Annotated in this window: 16 protein-coding genes; 14 read left to right on the plus strand and 2 right to left on the minus strand. The window is 74.8% G+C overall.

The window, feature by feature from the left end; genetic code table 11:
- Positions 1 to 17: 17 nt before the first annotated feature.
- From hisD to hisF, 11 genes are all read left to right on the plus strand, one after another.
- Positions 18 to 1,340, plus strand: coding sequence for a histidinol dehydrogenase (gene hisD / locus ACGFI9_RS17640; RefSeq protein WP_393179028.1), 1,323 nt, complete (start codon positions 18 to 20; stop codon positions 1,338 to 1,340).
- Positions 1,337 to 2,410, plus strand: a complete 1,074-nt coding sequence (locus ACGFI9_RS17645) for a histidinol-phosphate transaminase (RefSeq protein ID WP_393179029.1) — start codon at positions 1,337 to 1,339, stop codon at positions 2,408 to 2,410. Before hisD ends, ACGFI9_RS17645 begins: the two co-directional genes overlap by 4 nt.
- A complete protein-coding gene (gene hisB, locus ACGFI9_RS17650) occupies positions 2,407 to 3,018 on the plus strand; it encodes an imidazoleglycerol-phosphate dehydratase HisB (RefSeq protein WP_393179030.1) in 612 nt (203 codons plus the stop codon). Before ACGFI9_RS17645 ends, hisB begins: the two co-directional genes overlap by 4 nt.
- Entirely contained in the window at positions 3,018 to 3,191 is a 174-nt protein-coding gene (locus ACGFI9_RS17655) for a hypothetical protein (protein WP_393179032.1), read from the plus strand. Before hisB ends, ACGFI9_RS17655 begins: the two co-directional genes overlap by 1 nt.
- Entirely contained in the window at positions 3,188 to 3,811 is a 624-nt protein-coding gene (hisH, locus tag ACGFI9_RS17660; RefSeq protein WP_393179033.1) for an imidazole glycerol phosphate synthase subunit HisH, read from the plus strand. The genes ACGFI9_RS17655 and hisH overlap by 4 nt, the downstream gene beginning before the upstream one ends.
- 34 nt (positions 3,812 to 3,845) lie before the next feature.
- Complete coding sequence (locus ACGFI9_RS17665) at positions 3,846 to 4,169, plus strand: hypothetical protein (RefSeq protein ID WP_393179034.1); 324 nt, start codon at positions 3,846 to 3,848, stop codon at positions 4,167 to 4,169.
- Between the two features lie 16 nt (positions 4,170 to 4,185).
- Complete coding sequence (priA, locus tag ACGFI9_RS17670; RefSeq protein WP_393179035.1) at positions 4,186 to 4,914, plus strand: bifunctional 1-(5-phosphoribosyl)-5-((5-phosphoribosylamino)methylideneamino)imidazole-4-carboxamide isomerase/phosphoribosylanthranilate isomerase PriA; 729 nt, start codon at positions 4,186 to 4,188, stop codon at positions 4,912 to 4,914.
- 427 nt (positions 4,915 to 5,341) lie between these two features.
- Positions 5,342 to 5,788, plus strand: coding sequence for a MarR family winged helix-turn-helix transcriptional regulator (locus ACGFI9_RS17675; protein ID WP_393179036.1), 447 nt, complete (start codon positions 5,342 to 5,344; stop codon positions 5,786 to 5,788).
- Between the two features lie 2 nt (positions 5,789 to 5,790).
- Entirely contained in the window at positions 5,791 to 6,216 is a 426-nt protein-coding gene (locus ACGFI9_RS17680; RefSeq protein WP_393179366.1) for an organic hydroperoxide resistance protein, read from the plus strand.
- A complete protein-coding gene (locus ACGFI9_RS17685; protein WP_393179038.1) occupies positions 6,213 to 7,211 on the plus strand; it encodes an NADP-dependent oxidoreductase in 999 nt (332 codons plus the stop codon). The genes ACGFI9_RS17680 and ACGFI9_RS17685 overlap by 4 nt, the downstream gene beginning before the upstream one ends.
- Before the next feature lie 74 nt (positions 7,212 to 7,285).
- Positions 7,286 to 8,053, plus strand: a complete 768-nt coding sequence (gene hisF, locus ACGFI9_RS17690; protein WP_393179039.1) for an imidazole glycerol phosphate synthase subunit HisF — start codon at positions 7,286 to 7,288, stop codon at positions 8,051 to 8,053.
- Between the two features lie 32 nt (positions 8,054 to 8,085).
- Here hisF and ACGFI9_RS17695 read toward each other — a convergent pair whose 3' ends face one another.
- Both ACGFI9_RS17695 and ACGFI9_RS17700 read right to left on the minus strand, forming a co-directional pair.
- Positions 8,086 to 8,547: a hypothetical protein gene (locus tag ACGFI9_RS17695; RefSeq protein ID WP_393179041.1), complete on the minus strand. Its 462-nt coding sequence runs from the start codon at positions 8,545 to 8,547 to the stop codon at positions 8,086 to 8,088.
- 153 nt (positions 8,548 to 8,700) lie between these two features.
- Entirely contained in the window at positions 8,701 to 9,375 is a 675-nt protein-coding gene (locus ACGFI9_RS17700; RefSeq protein ID WP_393179042.1) for a YitT family protein, read from the minus strand.
- A 58-nt stretch (positions 9,376 to 9,433) separates the two neighbouring features.
- Between ACGFI9_RS17700 and ACGFI9_RS17705 the strand changes: the two genes are divergently transcribed.
- The 3 genes from ACGFI9_RS17705 (at position 9,434) to ACGFI9_RS17715 (ending at position 13,620) form a co-directional block, all read left to right on the plus strand.
- Entirely contained in the window at positions 9,434 to 10,891 is a 1,458-nt protein-coding gene (locus tag ACGFI9_RS17705) for a PLP-dependent aminotransferase family protein (RefSeq protein ID WP_393179043.1), read from the plus strand.
- A gap of 63 nt (positions 10,892 to 10,954) precedes the next feature.
- A complete protein-coding gene (locus tag ACGFI9_RS17710; protein WP_393179044.1) occupies positions 10,955 to 12,256 on the plus strand; it encodes a low temperature requirement protein A in 1,302 nt (433 codons plus the stop codon).
- Between the two features lie 50 nt (positions 12,257 to 12,306).
- Positions 12,307 to 13,620: a low temperature requirement protein A gene (locus ACGFI9_RS17715; protein WP_393179045.1), complete on the plus strand. Its 1,314-nt coding sequence runs from the start codon at positions 12,307 to 12,309 to the stop codon at positions 13,618 to 13,620.
- Positions 13,621 to 13,676 lie beyond the last annotated feature (56 nt).

The following is a 13,676-nucleotide window of genomic DNA, read 5'->3' on the forward strand; positions in this document are numbered from 1 at the left end:
CGCCTAGACTCGTACGGGTGCTGAACCGGATCGACCTGCGCGGCGGGGCCCGTGACCCGCGCCGCCTGCTGCCCCGTGCCCAGCTCGACGTGTCCGTGGCCGTCGAGCGGATCCGCCCCCTCGTGGAGGCGGTCCGGGACCATGGGTACCCGGCGATCCGGGAGGCGAGCGAACGGTTCGACGGCATCTCCCCGGAGTGCCTGCGGGTGCCGGTGACGGCCATCAAGGAGGCCGAGGGGACGCTCGACCCGCAGGTCCGGGCCGCGCTGCTGGAGTCGATCACCCGGGCCCGCAAGGTCCACGCCGACCAGCGCCGCACCGACCACACCACCCAGGTGGTGCCGGGCGGCACGGTGACCGAGCGCTGGGTGCCGGTCGACCGGGTCGGCCTGTACGTCCCCGGCGGCCTGGCCATGTACCCGTCGACCGTGGTGATGAACGTGGTCCCCGCCCAGGCGGCCGGGGTGCGCTCGCTGGTGGTGGTCAGCCCGCCGCAGCAGGACAACGGCGGCCTGCCCGACCAGCGGGTCCTCGCGGCCTGCGCGCTGCTCGGCGTCGACGAGGTGTACGCGGTCGGCGGCGCCCAGGCGGTCGCCATGCTGGCGTACGGGTCGACCGTCGACCCGGACGGCGCGGAGCGCTGCGACCCGGTCGACATGGTCACCGGCCCGGGCAACATCTGGGTCACCGCCGCCAAGCGGCTGCTGCGCGGCGTGGTCGGCATCGACGCCGAGGCCGGCCCGACCGAGATCGCCATCCTCGCCGACGACACCGCCGACCCGGCGCACGTCGCCGCCGACCTGATCAGCCAGGCCGAGCACGACCCCCTCGCGGCCAGCGTGCTGGTCACCCCGTCCGTGGCGCTGGCCGAGGCGGTCGACGCCGAGCTGGCCCGGCAGGTGCCCGCGGCCAAGCACACCGAGCGGATCGCCACCGCGCTGCGCGGCGAGCAGAGCGGCGTGGTCCTGGTCGACGACCTCGAGGCCGGGCTGCGGGTGGTCGACGCGTACGCGGCCGAGCACCTGGAGATCCAGACCGAGAACGCCCGCGAGTGGGCGCTGCGGGTCCGCAACGCCGGGGCGGTCTTCGTGGGCGCCTGGTCGCCGGTGTCGCTGGGCGACTACTGCGCCGGCTCCAACCACGTCCTGCCCACCGGCGGCTGCGCGCGGCACTCCTCCGGGCTGTCTGTGCAGTCCTTCCTGCGCGGCATCCACCTGGTCGAATACAGCCAGGACGCGCTGCGCGAGGTCGCCCCGCACGTGGTCACCCTGGCCGGAGTCGAGGACCTGCCCGCCCACGGGCAGGCGGTCAGCGTGCGCTTCCCGAGGGAGACCTCGTGACCACGCTGGGCGACCTGCCGATCCGGGACGACCTGCGGGGCCTCACGCCGTACGGGGCGCCGCAGCTGGACGTGCCGGTCCGGCTGAACACCAACGAGAACTCCTACCCGGTGCCCGACGCGGTGGTGGACGCCATCGGCAAGGCGCTCGCCGCCGAGCTGCGCGACCTCAACCGCTACCCGGACCGGGACGCCGTGGCGCTCCGCGCCGACCTGGCCGGCTACCTGGGCCACGGGCTCACCGTCGACCAGGTCTGGGCGGCCAACGGCTCCAACGAGATCCAGCAGCAGCTGCTCCAGGCGTTCGGCGGCCCCGGGCGCACCGCGCTCGGTTTCACCCCGGCGTACTCGATGCACCCGCTGCTGGCGCTCGGCACCGGCACCGGCTGGATCCCGGCCGTGCGGGGCGTCGACTTCGGCCTCACCGCGGCCGAGGCGGTCGCCCAGGTCCGGGCGCACCGGCCGGACGTGGTCTTCCTCTGCTCGCCGAACAACCCGACCGGCACCGCGCTCGACCCGGCCGTGGTCGCCGCGGTGCTGGACGAGGCGCCCGGCATGGTGATCGTGGACGAGGCGTACGCCGAGTTCGCCCGGCCGGGCACGGTCAGCGCGCTGGCCGTGCTGCCCGAGCACCCCCGGCTGGTGGTCACCCGGACCATGAGCAAGGCGTTCGGCTTCGCCGGCGGGCGGCTCGGCTACCTGGCCGCCGACCCGGCGGTGGTGCAGGCGGTGCAGCTCGTCCGGCTGCCGTACCACCTCTCCGCGCTCACCCAGGCCGCCGCCCGCGCGGCGCTGGCCCACCGCGACGCCCTGCTCGGCACGGTCGCCGCGATCATGGGGCAGCGGGACCGGATCGTCGCCGAACTGCGCGCCCGGGGGCACCGGGTCGCCGACAGCGACGCCAACTTCGTGCTCTTCGAGGTCGGCGGCGACCAGGCCGCCGCCTGGCGCACCCTGCTCGACGCCGGCGTGCTGGTCCGCGACGTCGGCCTGCCCGGCTGGCTGCGGGTCACCGCCGGCACCCCCGCCGAGACCGACGCCTTCCTTTCTGCGATGGAGACACTGCGATGAGCCGGACCGCCCGGGTGGAGCGGGTCACCAAGGAGACCAAGGTGCTCGTCGAGATCGACCTCGACGGCACCGGCAAGGCCGACATCGAGACCGGCGTCGGCTTCTACGACCACATGCTGAACCAGATCGCCCGGCACGGCGGCTTCGACCTGACCGTGCACACCATGGGCGACCTGGAGATCGACGCCCACCACACCATGGAGGACACCGCGCTCGCCCTGGGCGCCGCGTTCGACGAGGCGCTGGGCGACAAGGCCGGCATCCGGCGGTACGGCTCGGCCACCGTCCCGATGGACGAGGTCCTGGTCCGGGCCGCCGTCGACCTCTCCGGCCGGCCGTACGTGCTGCACGACGAGCCGCCGCTCGCGCCGTACATCGGGCCGGTCTACCCGACCAGCATGACCCGGCACATCTGGGAGTCCTTCGGCCAGGCGGCCCGGATCACCCTGCACGTGGACGTGCTGCGCGCGGCCCGTCCCGGCGGCCACCCGGACGCCCACCACGTGGTCGAGGCGCAGTTCAAGGCGGTCTCCCGGGCGCTGCGCGAGGCCACCGAGATCGACCCGCGCAACGCCGGCGTGGTGCCGAGCACCAAGGGCGCCCTCTGATGGGCGCCGCGCTGCCCACGCTGCTGCTGATCCTGGCCGGTGTGCTGGTCGGGGGGACGTGGTCGCTGTACAAGCAGGGCGCCCCGCGTGCCGCGGTGGTGATCACCGGCCTGCTGGCCGTGCTGGCCACCGTCGGCGGGCTGCTCCGGCTGCTACCCGGGGAGGGGTCGTGACCAAGCGCGTGGTCGTGCTCGACTACGGTTCGGGCAACCTGCGGTCGGCCGAGCGCGCCCTGGAACGGGCCGGCGCGGACGTCACCGTCACCGACGACCTGACCGCCGCCGCCGAGGCGACGGGCCTGGTGGTGCCGGGCGTCGGCGCGTACGCCGCCTGCATGGCCGGGATCGAGGCGCTCGGCGCCGGGCCGGTCATCGCCGAGCGGGTCGCCGCGGGACGCCCGGTGCTCGGCATCTGCGTCGGCATGCAGGTGCTCTTCGAGCACGGCGACGAGCACGGCGTGGTGACCAAGGGACTCGGGCTGCTGCCCGGCGGGGTGACGAAGCTGCCCGCGCAGCGGCTGCCGCACATGGGCTGGAACACCGTGCACGCCCCGGCGGGCTCGACGCTCTTCGCCGGCCTGCCGGACGACGCCCGGTTCTACTTCGTCCACTCGTACGGAGTGACCGACGTGGCCGGGCTGGCCGCCGCCGGCGCGGCCGTGACGACCGCCGAGCACGGGACGGACTTCGTGGCCGCGGTGGAGCGGGGTCCGCTCTCGGCGGCCCAGTTCCACCCGGAGAAGTCGGCCGACACCGGCGCCATCCTGCTGCGCAACTGGCTCCGTACGCTGTGAGCGCGAGGAGCGGGTCGCTGACCGTGGTGGTCCGGTGAGCAAGGAGCGGGCCCGCCGGCGGGAGGCCCGCCAGGCCCAGTTGGCGGCCGAGCGCGCCGTCCGCCTCCGCCGGGCGGCTCGCCGGGAGCGCCGCCGGGCGCTGGTACGCCGGCTGACGCCGACGCTGCGCCGGGGCCGTACCGGCCGGCTGAACCGGCACACCCGGGGCGAGCGGGCGGCGATCGTGCTGCTCACCGGGGCGGCGCTGGCCGGCATCTGGAGTTTCGTCGACGACCTGGCGCTGCGGCTGGCGCTGGTCGTGCTGTTGCTGCTGGTCCTGCCGGCGATCGTGGTGATCGCCCTGGACCGTCGTACCTGACCCGAGGAGAAGAGCGTTGAGCCTCACCCTGTTGCCCGCCGTGGATGTCGCCGACGGCCAGGCCGTCCGGCTCGTGCAGGGCGCCGCCGGCAGCGAGACCACCTACGGCGACCCGATCGAGGCGGCGCTGGCCTTCCAGCGCGACGGCGCGGAGTGGATCCACCTGGTCGACCTGGACGCCGCGTTCGGCCGGGGCACCAACGCCCACCTGCTCGCCGAGGTGGTGCGCCAGCTCGACGTCAAGGTGGAGCTCTCCGGCGGGATCCGGGACGACGAGTCGTTGGCCGCGGCCCTCGGCACCGGCGCGGCCCGGGTCAACATCGGCACCGCCGCCCTGGAGGACCCGGAGTGGTGCGACCGGATCTGCGGCGAGTACGGCGACCGGGTGGCGATCGGGCTGGACGTGCGGGGCCGTACCCTGGCCGCGCGGGGATGGACCCGCGACGGCGGTGACCTGTACGAGGTGCTGGAGCGCCTGGACAAGGCGGGTGCCTCCCGGTACGTGGTCACGGACATCACCAAGGACGGCACCATGCGCGGGCCGAACCTGGACCTGCTGCGCGAGGTCTGCGCCCGCACCGACGCCCCGGTGATCGCCTCCGGCGGTGTCTCCACCCTGGACGACCTGCGCGCCCTGGCCAGCCTGGAGCCGGTCGGCGTGGAGGGCGTGATCGCCGGCAAGGCGCTGTACGCGGGCGCGTTCACCGTCGCCGAGGCCCTCGCCACCCTGCGGAACGCGGCCTGACCACCCTGGTCGAGGTCGAACGGGGTGCCGGGCTTCCGGAAGGCTGATCCGGGCCCGGCCGCCGGCGCCTGACCGCCTGCGACGGGCGCCGGGGCCGCTCCGCGCCACCGGCGCCGGGACGGGCGCCTGCCGTCCACCGGCGCCGGGACAGGTCGCAGCCGCCTGTGGGGCTGATATCACCAGCGACTCGGGCGGGGTCCACACCGGCGGGTGGCGGCCTCGTCCGGGGCCTGGCGGGCACCGGCTGAGTCGTCTGTGACATCAGGTCCGAAGGACGTCTCCAGGCACTGCCGTCCCCAGCCCGGGCGACGGGGGCGGGACCGGCGCGCGATCAGGGTCAGGGTTCCCCTGCCGCCGGACGGTGGCCATGGTCACAGCACGGCCGAATGAGTTGTGCACAACTTAATTGCGCACTACCGTCTACCGCGTGACCGATGACCTGGTGCTGCGCCGGCAGGTGTGCTTCGCCCTCTACGCGGCGTCGCGCGCCCTCACCGACGTCTACCGGCCGATCCTCGACGAGCACGGCCTGACCTACCCGCAGTACCTGGTGCTGCTGGTGCTCTGGGAGCGCGGCGACGACGCCCCCACGGTCTCCGAGCTCGGCGGCCAGCTCCGGCTGGACTCCGGCACGCTCTCCCCGCTGCTCAAGCGGCTGGAGGCGGCGGGCTTCGTGGTGCGTACCCGCGCCGCGCAGGACGAGCGCCGGGTCGAGGTGCGCCTCACCGAGCAGGGCCGGGCCCTGCGGGAGCGGATGGACGAGGTGCCGCGGCGGGTGGCCCGCGCCACCGGCCTCACCCAGGCCGAGCTGGTCGCCCTCCGCGACACCCTCACCCGGGTCACCGAGACGATCCACCGACAGAAGGAGCAGTGACCATGCAGGTGCTCTACACCGCGTCCGCCCGGGCGACCGGGGACGGCCGGGACGGCCACGTCCGCACCTCGGACGGCACCCTCGAGCTGGACCTGGCCATCCCGAAGGAGATGGGCGGCGCCGGCGGCGCGGCCAATCCGGAGCAGCTCTTCGCCGCCGGGTACGCGGCCTGCTTCCACTCCGCCCTGCGGCTGGTCGCCCGCCGGGCGAAGGCGGACGTCGCCGGCTCGGTCGTCGAGGCCGAGGTGGGCATCGGCCCGAACGGCAGCGGCGGCTTCGGCCTGGCCGTCACCCTGGTGGTGGACCTGCCCGCCGTCGAGCGGGCCGCCGCCGAGCAGCTCGTCGCGCAGGCGCACCAGGTCTGCCCGTACTCGAACGCGACCCGGGGCAACATCGAGGTCGCCCTCACCGTCCGGGAGTCGCGGTGACCACCAACCGGGAGATCCACCTGGCGTCCCGCCCGCAGGGCTGGCCGACCGCCGACAACTTCCGCCTGGTCACCACCGAGGTGCCCACCCCGGGTCCGGGCCAGATCGTGGTCCGCAACCGGTTCATCTCGGTCGACCCGTACATGCGCGGCCGGATGAACGACGTGAAGTCCTACGTGCCGCCGTTCGCGCTCGACGCCCCGCTCGACGGCGGCGCGATCGGCGAGGTGGTGGCCAGCGAGGCCGAGGGTGTCAAGCCCGGCGACACGGTCCTGCACGGTCTCGGCTGGCGCGAGTACGCGCTGGTCGACGCCCGGGCCGCCCGCGTGGTCGACCCGAGCCTGGCCCCGGTCAGCGCCTACCTGGGCGTGCTCGGCATGACCGGGCTCACCGCGTACGCCGGCCTGCTCGACGTGGCCGCCATGAAGCCCGGCGAGACGGTCTTCGTCTCCGGCGCGGCCGGCGCGGTGGGCAGCATGGTCGGCCAGATCGCCAAGCTGCGCGGCGCCGGCCGGGTGGTCGGCAGCGCCGGCTCGCCGGCCAAGGTCGAGCGGCTGCGGGCGCTCGGCTTCGACGCCGCCTTCGACTACCACGACGGTCCGGTGCGGGACCAGCTCAGGGCCGCCGCGCCGGACGGCGTCGACGTGTACTTCGACAACGTCGGCGGCGAGCACCTGGAGGCCGCCATCGGCGCGATGAACCTGCACGGCCGGGCCGCCATCTGCGGCATGATCGCGCAGTACAACGCCACCGAGCCGCCCGCCGCGCCGCGCAATCTGGCGCTGCTGATCGGCAAGCGGCTCACCCTGCGCGGCTTCCTGGTCGGCGACCACGGGCACCTGCGCGAGCAGTTCGTCCAGGAGATGGCCGGCTGGCTGCGGGACGGCCGGATCAGGTACGACGAGACGGTGGTCGACGGCATCGAGAACGCCCCGGAGGCGTTCCTCGGCATGCTGCGCGGCGAGAACCTGGGCAAGATGCTCGTCCGGGTGTGACCCCGGACTCGTTTCCCGGCGGCCGGCCCCCTCGGGCCGGCCGCCGGGCCGTACGCGTTGGATAGGCTCGCGACATGACGGTGGCGGTACGGGTGATCCCCTGTCTCGACGTGGACGCCGGGCGGGTGGTCAAGGGGGTCAACTTCCTCGACCTGCGCGACGCCGGCGACCCGGTGGAGCTGGCCGCGGCGTACGACCGGGCCGGCGCGGACGAGCTGACCTTCCTCGACGTCACCGCATCCGCCAGTGACCGGGGGACCATGCTCGACGTGGTCCGCCGCACCGCCGAGTCGGTCTTCATCCCGCTCACCGTCGGCGGCGGCGTCCGCCGGGTGGCCGACGTCGACACGCTGCTGCGCGCCGGGGCGGACAAGGTCGGGGTGAACACCGCCGCCATCGCCCGCCCCGAGCTGATCGCCGAGATCGCCGACCGGTTCGGCCGGCAGGTGCTGGTGCTCTCCCTGGACGTCCGCCGAGCCCCGGCCGGCGCCACGCCCAGCGGCTTCGAGGTGACCACCCACGGCGGACGCCGGGGCACCGGGCTCGACGCGGTCGAGTGGGCGGCGCGCGCCGCCGACCTGGGCGCGGGGGAGATCCTGCTCAACTCGATGGACGCCGACGGCACCAAGACCGGCTTCGACCTGCCGCTGATCCAGGCCGTCCGGCAGGTCGTCGACGTGCCGGTGATCGCCAGCGGCGGGGCCGGCGAGGTGGCCCACTTCCCGCCGGCCATCGGCGCGGGCGCCGACGCGGTGCTCGCGGCCAGCGTCTTCCACTTCGGCGAGCTGACCGTCGGCGAGGTCAAGGACGCCCTGCGGGGGGCCGGGCACCCGGTCCGCTGACCCCGCGCCCGCCCCGGCCCGCGCGAGGCGGGTCAGGGACGGCCGGAGTGGCCCTCGGGGGAGCGGCGGGGCATCGGGATCGAGCGGACCGCGTACTCCTGCACGGCGGCGGCGTGGTCGCCCTCGTCGAGGCTCCAGTCGGCCTCACCGGGGATGTGCCGCCGGCTGAGCACGCCCTGCACGGTGTCCACCATGGTCCCCACCCCGGCGCTGGGCCGGGTACGCCAGAGCCGCTCGCCGTCCGGGGTGATCCGGAACCAGCCGTCGGAGACGCTGACCAGACCGGCGCCGACCAGCCGACGGACCGCGGTCTCCACCTCGTGCCGCTCCGGAATGGACCGGTTGAGGTGGTCGGCGGTGGAGAGGACGTCGGCCAGGCGGACGCCCTCGGGCCGCCGGGTGCTGGCCGACCGGCGGTGCCGGCCGGCACCGCTGGCGATCACCAGTGAGACGAAGATCCAGGCGTCGGTCCAGTGCCATCCGTTCTCCCCCATGCAGGAATGATGCCCGGCATCGACGGCGGAGAAAACACCCGGTTTCGCCCTTGGACGTCGCCGCAGCTCAGCGCGGGGGCACCCGTCCCATCCCGTGGCGGTGGGCCGGCCCGCGGTGACGCTGCGTACCCGGACCGGCCGCGCCGTGGGCGGTCAGGCCGCCTCACCAGCCGGGCGCGGCGCGCAGCCGACGGCCGGCTCCACCGCCGGCGTCACCGGCTGCGCGGGCACCGCGAAGAGCGGGATGAACAGCTGCGCGAGCGGCCCGATGGCCAGCGCGTACGCGACGGTGCCGAGGCCGACGGTGCCGCCGAGCAGCCAGCCGAGGGCCAGCACGGTGACCTCGATGGTGGTCCGGACCAGCCGGATCGAACGGCCCGGGCGGCGCGCGACGTACCCGGTCATCAGGCCGTCGCGCGGGCCGGGGCCGAGCGCCGCGCCCAGGTATAGGCCGGTCGCCGCGCCGTTGGCGACGATGCCGACGACCAGCAGGACGATCCGGGCCGGCAGCCCGGCGCCGGCCGGCAGCAGGGCCAGGGTGGCGTCCACCACCAGGCCGATCACCACGACGTTGCTGACCGTGCCGAGGCCGGGCCGCTGCCGCAGCGGGATCCAGAGCAGCAGGACCAGGGCGCCGACCGCGATGGTGACGGTGCCGATGGAGAGCCCGGTCTGCCGGGACAGGCCCTGGTGGAAGACGTCCCACGGGTCGAGGCCGAGTCCGGACCGGACCATCAGCGCCATGCTGACGCCGTAGAGGGTGAGCCCGGCGTAGAGCTGCGTCAGTCGTCGGGCGGGCCGGTGCCGGAGATTGCCAATCGCTGCCATGCATGCCACCCTAGAGGCCAATCTCGGTCATTACAGAGCCAATTCGGGAGGGGTGGCCATGACGAGCCAGGTACGTGGCGTCCAATTGGCTCGCCTCCTCGGGCAGTGGCACGCCCTCCCCGGCCGCCGGCGCAGCCCCGACTACGCCGCGCTCGCCGCCGCCGTGCGCGGCCTGCTCGCCGACGGCCGGCTCCCCCTCGGGGTACGCCTGCCGGCTGAGCGGGAACTGGCCGAGGCGCTGCGGATCAGCCGGACCACGGTCACCGCCGCCTACCGGGAGTTGCGGGAGAGCGGCCACCTGGCCAGCCGGCGGGGCGCCGGCAGCTGGACCATGCTCCCGGGCACCCACCGGGTGGCCAGCACCGGCCTGTGGACCCCGCTGGACGACCGGGACATGATCGACCTCGGGGTGGCCGCGCTCGCCGCGCCGCCCGAGCTCGTGCCGGCGGCCCGGGCGGCCGCCGAGGACCTGCCGCGCTACCTGGGCGGGGCCGGGTACCACCCGACCGGCATCATCGAGCTGCGCGAGGCGGTGGCCCGGTCATACACCGACCGGGGGCTGCCCACCAGTCCGGAACAGATCATGGTGACCAGCGGCACCCAGCACGCGCTGGACCTGGTGCTGCGGCTGGCCCTGTCGCCCGGCGGCGGGGTGCTGGTGGAGTCGCCCACCTACCCCAACGCGCTCGCCGCCCTGTCCGCCCGCCGGGCCCGGATCACCACCCACGGCCTCGCCGCCGACGGCGTCGGCTGGGACGCCGACCTGCTGCTGGGCAGCATCCGGCAGGGCCGGCCCAAGCTGGCGTACCTGATCCCGGAGTTCCAGAACCCGACCGGCCACCTGATGGCGACCGAGCTGCGCGAGCGGCTGGTCGGCGCCGCCCACGCGGCCGGGACCGACCTGGTCATCGACGAGTCCTTCGTGGACCTGCCGCTGGACGGCACCGAGCTGCCCCCGCCCGTCGCGACCTTCGACCGGCACTCCCGGGTGATCAGCATCGGCGGGATGAGCAAGCCCTACTGGGGTGGGCTGCGGATCGGCTGGGTCCGCGCGTCCGCGCCCCAGGTGCAGCGGCTGGCCGCCGCCCGGGTGGGCGTCGACATGGCCAGCCCGGTGCTGGACCAGCTCGTCGCGGTGCACCTGCTCGCCGACGCGCCGGTCATCGTGGCCGCCCGCCGGGCGCAGCTCGCCGCCCAGCGGGACGCCCTGGTCGGCGCGCTCGCCGAGCGGCTCCCCGACTGGCGGGTCACCGCGCCGCGCGGCGGCGTCACGCTCTGGGCGGAGCTGGACGGCCCCATCTCCAGCGCCCTGGCCCGGGCCGCCGAGGAGGTCGGCGTACGCCTGGCGCCCGGGCCCCGGTTCGGGCTGGACGGCACCCTGGAGCGGTTCCTGCGGCTGCCCTTCACCCTGCCCGCCGCGGACCTGGTCGAGGCCGTCGGCCGGCTCGCCGCGGTCCGGTACGACCTGGACCGGACCGGCCGTCCGCAGTGGCGGGAGCCATCGGTCATCGCGTGACCGCCGGGGGCCGCGCGGGCCGCGAGATGCCGGGGCGGGCGCCCGGCTGCCAGACTGTGCGCCGTGACGAACGGGACGCGGCGCACGGCACGGATGCGGGTGATGACCGAGGGCGCCTCGGTCACCCCGCTCGAACTCTTCTTCGACCTGGTCTTCGTCTACGCGCTCACCCAGGTGACCGCGCTGATGGCGACCGACCTGACCTGGGCCGGCCTGGGCCGGGGCCTGCTGGTGCTGGCCCTGCTCTGGTGGTGCTGGTGCTGCTACGCCTGGCTCGGCAACACCGTCCGCGCCGACGAGGGCGTGGTCCGGGTGGCCCTGTTCGCGGTGATGGCCACCATGTTCGTGGTCGCCGCGACCATTCCGGAGGCCTTCGTCGACCTGCGCGGCGGGCTGTCCGGCCCGGTGGTCTTCGCCGCCTGCTACCTGGCCGTCCGGGTGCTGCACCTGGTCATCTACTGGCACGCCGCCCGGGGTGACGACGGGCTACGCCGGCAGGTGCTACGGGCTGCGTTGCCGATGCTGGGCGGGGCGACCCTGCTGTTCGCCGCCGCGCTGGCGCCCCAGCAGCTCACCGACGACCCGGGCCGGATCGGCGCGCTGCGGACCCTGCTCTGGGTGCTCGCCCTCGCCATCGACTACGGCGGCATCATGGCCATCGGCGCGAAAGGATGGCAGATCTACTCGGCCGCGCACTGGACCGAGCGACACGGGCTGATCATCATCGTGGCGCTGGGCGAGTCCCTGGTCGCGATCGGCGTCGGGATCACCGCGCTACCGATCTCCTGGCCGATCATCGTGGCCTCGTTCCTCGGTCTCACGGTGGCCGCCGCGCTGTGGTGGGCGTACTTCGACGTGGTGTCGATCGCCGCCGAGCGGGTGCTGGCCCGGGCGCAGGGCGCCGAGCGGGCCGCGATCGGCCGGGACTCCTACACGTACCTGCACCTGCCGATGGTCGCCGGGATCATCCTGCTCGCCCTCGGGTTCAAGAAGGTCCTCGGGTACGTCGGGGACGTCACCCACCACCGGCTCACCGACCCGCTGCACGGGCTGGGCCTGCTCGCCCTCTACGGCGGCGTGATCCTCTACCTGCTCGGTCACCTGGGCTTCCGGCTGCGCAACATGGGCTCGGTGAACTGGCCCCGGGTGGCGGCGATGGCGCTGCTGGTGGTGCTCCTGCCGGTGGCCGACCACCTGCCGGCGCTGGCCGCCCTGGCGCTGCTCGCGCTGGTCTGCGCCGGGATGGTGGTCGCCGAGGTGGTGCTCTTCGGGGCGGCCCGCCGGGCGCTGCGCGACGAGTTCCTCGACGAGCACGGCGCCGGCGGGCCGCCCGGCCGGGTCGCCGCCGGTTCGCCGCCCGCGTGAGCTGCTCGTTTCCGGCTGTTGGCCGGCCCGGCGGCTGACAGACTGCCCGGGTGGGCAACGGTGCCGGGGGCCGGTGGTCGAACGTCGTCCAGCGCGGCGCGCCCGGCTCCCGGACCACCCGGCTGGAGCTCTTCTTCGACCTGGTCTTCGTCTTCGCGTTCATCAACGTCACCAGCCTGACCGCCAGCACCCCCACCCCGCTGAACCTGTACCGCTGCCTGCTGGTGCTCGCGCTGCTCTGGTGGTGCTGGACGGGCTTCGCCCGGGTCGGCAACGGCGTCCGGACCGACCAGGGGATCCTGCCGGTGGTCGGCTTCGTCACCGTGGCCGCCACCTTCCTGCTGGTGCTGAGCCTCCCCGGGGCGTTCGTGGACCGGCCCGGCGGACTGCACGGTCCGCTGGTCTTCGCCGGCTGCTACTTCGTGATCCGGGTCGCCCAGTTCGCCGTCTTCGCCTGGGTGGACCGCGCCGATCCGGCCCGGCGCCGCTCGCTCCTGCCGCGCCTGGTGCTGCCCCTGCTCACCACGGTGCTGCTGGTGGTGGCCGGCACGGTGCCGCAGCGGCTGGCCGACCGGCCGCTGGGCGAGGCGCTCCAGCTCGCCCTCTGGACCGTGGCGTTGCTGGTCGAGTACGTGGGCGGGGTGATCCTGGGCCGGTCGTGGTGGGTGGTGGTCTCGGCCGGGCACTGGGCGGAACGGCACGCGTTGATGGTGCTGCTCGCGCTCGGGGAGTCGATCATCGCGCTGGGCCTGGGGGCGAAGTTCTTCACCGACCTGCCGCTGACCCTGCCGGTGGCGGTGGCCGCGGTGCTCGGCATCGCGGTGGCCGCCATGCTCTGGTGGGCGTACTTCGACACCCTGGCGTTCGCCATGGAACAGGCGCTGCACCACGCCCGCGACCCGGCCGCCCGGCTGCACCTGGCCCGGGACGTCTACACCCTGTTGCACCTGCCGCTGATCGCCGGGGTCATCTTCTTCGCCCTCGGCCTCAAGGACCTGCTCGCCGAGGCCGCCGCGCCGAACACGCCGCCGTGGGGCGAGCCGCTGGGCGGCTTCTGGATCAGCGTCCTCTACGGCGGGGTGGCCCTGTACCTGCTCAGCGTGGCCGCCTGCGCGTTCGCGGCGCTGCGCCGGGTGTGCTGGCCGCTGCTGGTGGCGGTGCTCGCGCTCGCCGGCGTCGCCCCGCTCGGCGCGGTGCTGCCCGAGCTGGTCGCGCTGATCCTGCTGGCGGCGCTGCTCCTGGTCGCCATCGGGGTGGAGACGATGAGCGAGGACGGCCGGCGCCGACAGGTCCGGCAGCTCGCCCTCGAGGAGCAGTTCGCCGTCGAGGAGGAGCAGAGCCGCTGGCGCCGCGACCACCTGTGACCGCCCGGCGGGGACGAGCCGGCGGCCGTGCCCCGGGACGGTGGGGCACGGCCGCC

This window comes from Micromonospora sp. NPDC048930 (assembly GCF_043197935.1).
GTDB lineage: Bacteria > Actinomycetota > Actinomycetes > Mycobacteriales > Micromonosporaceae > Micromonospora.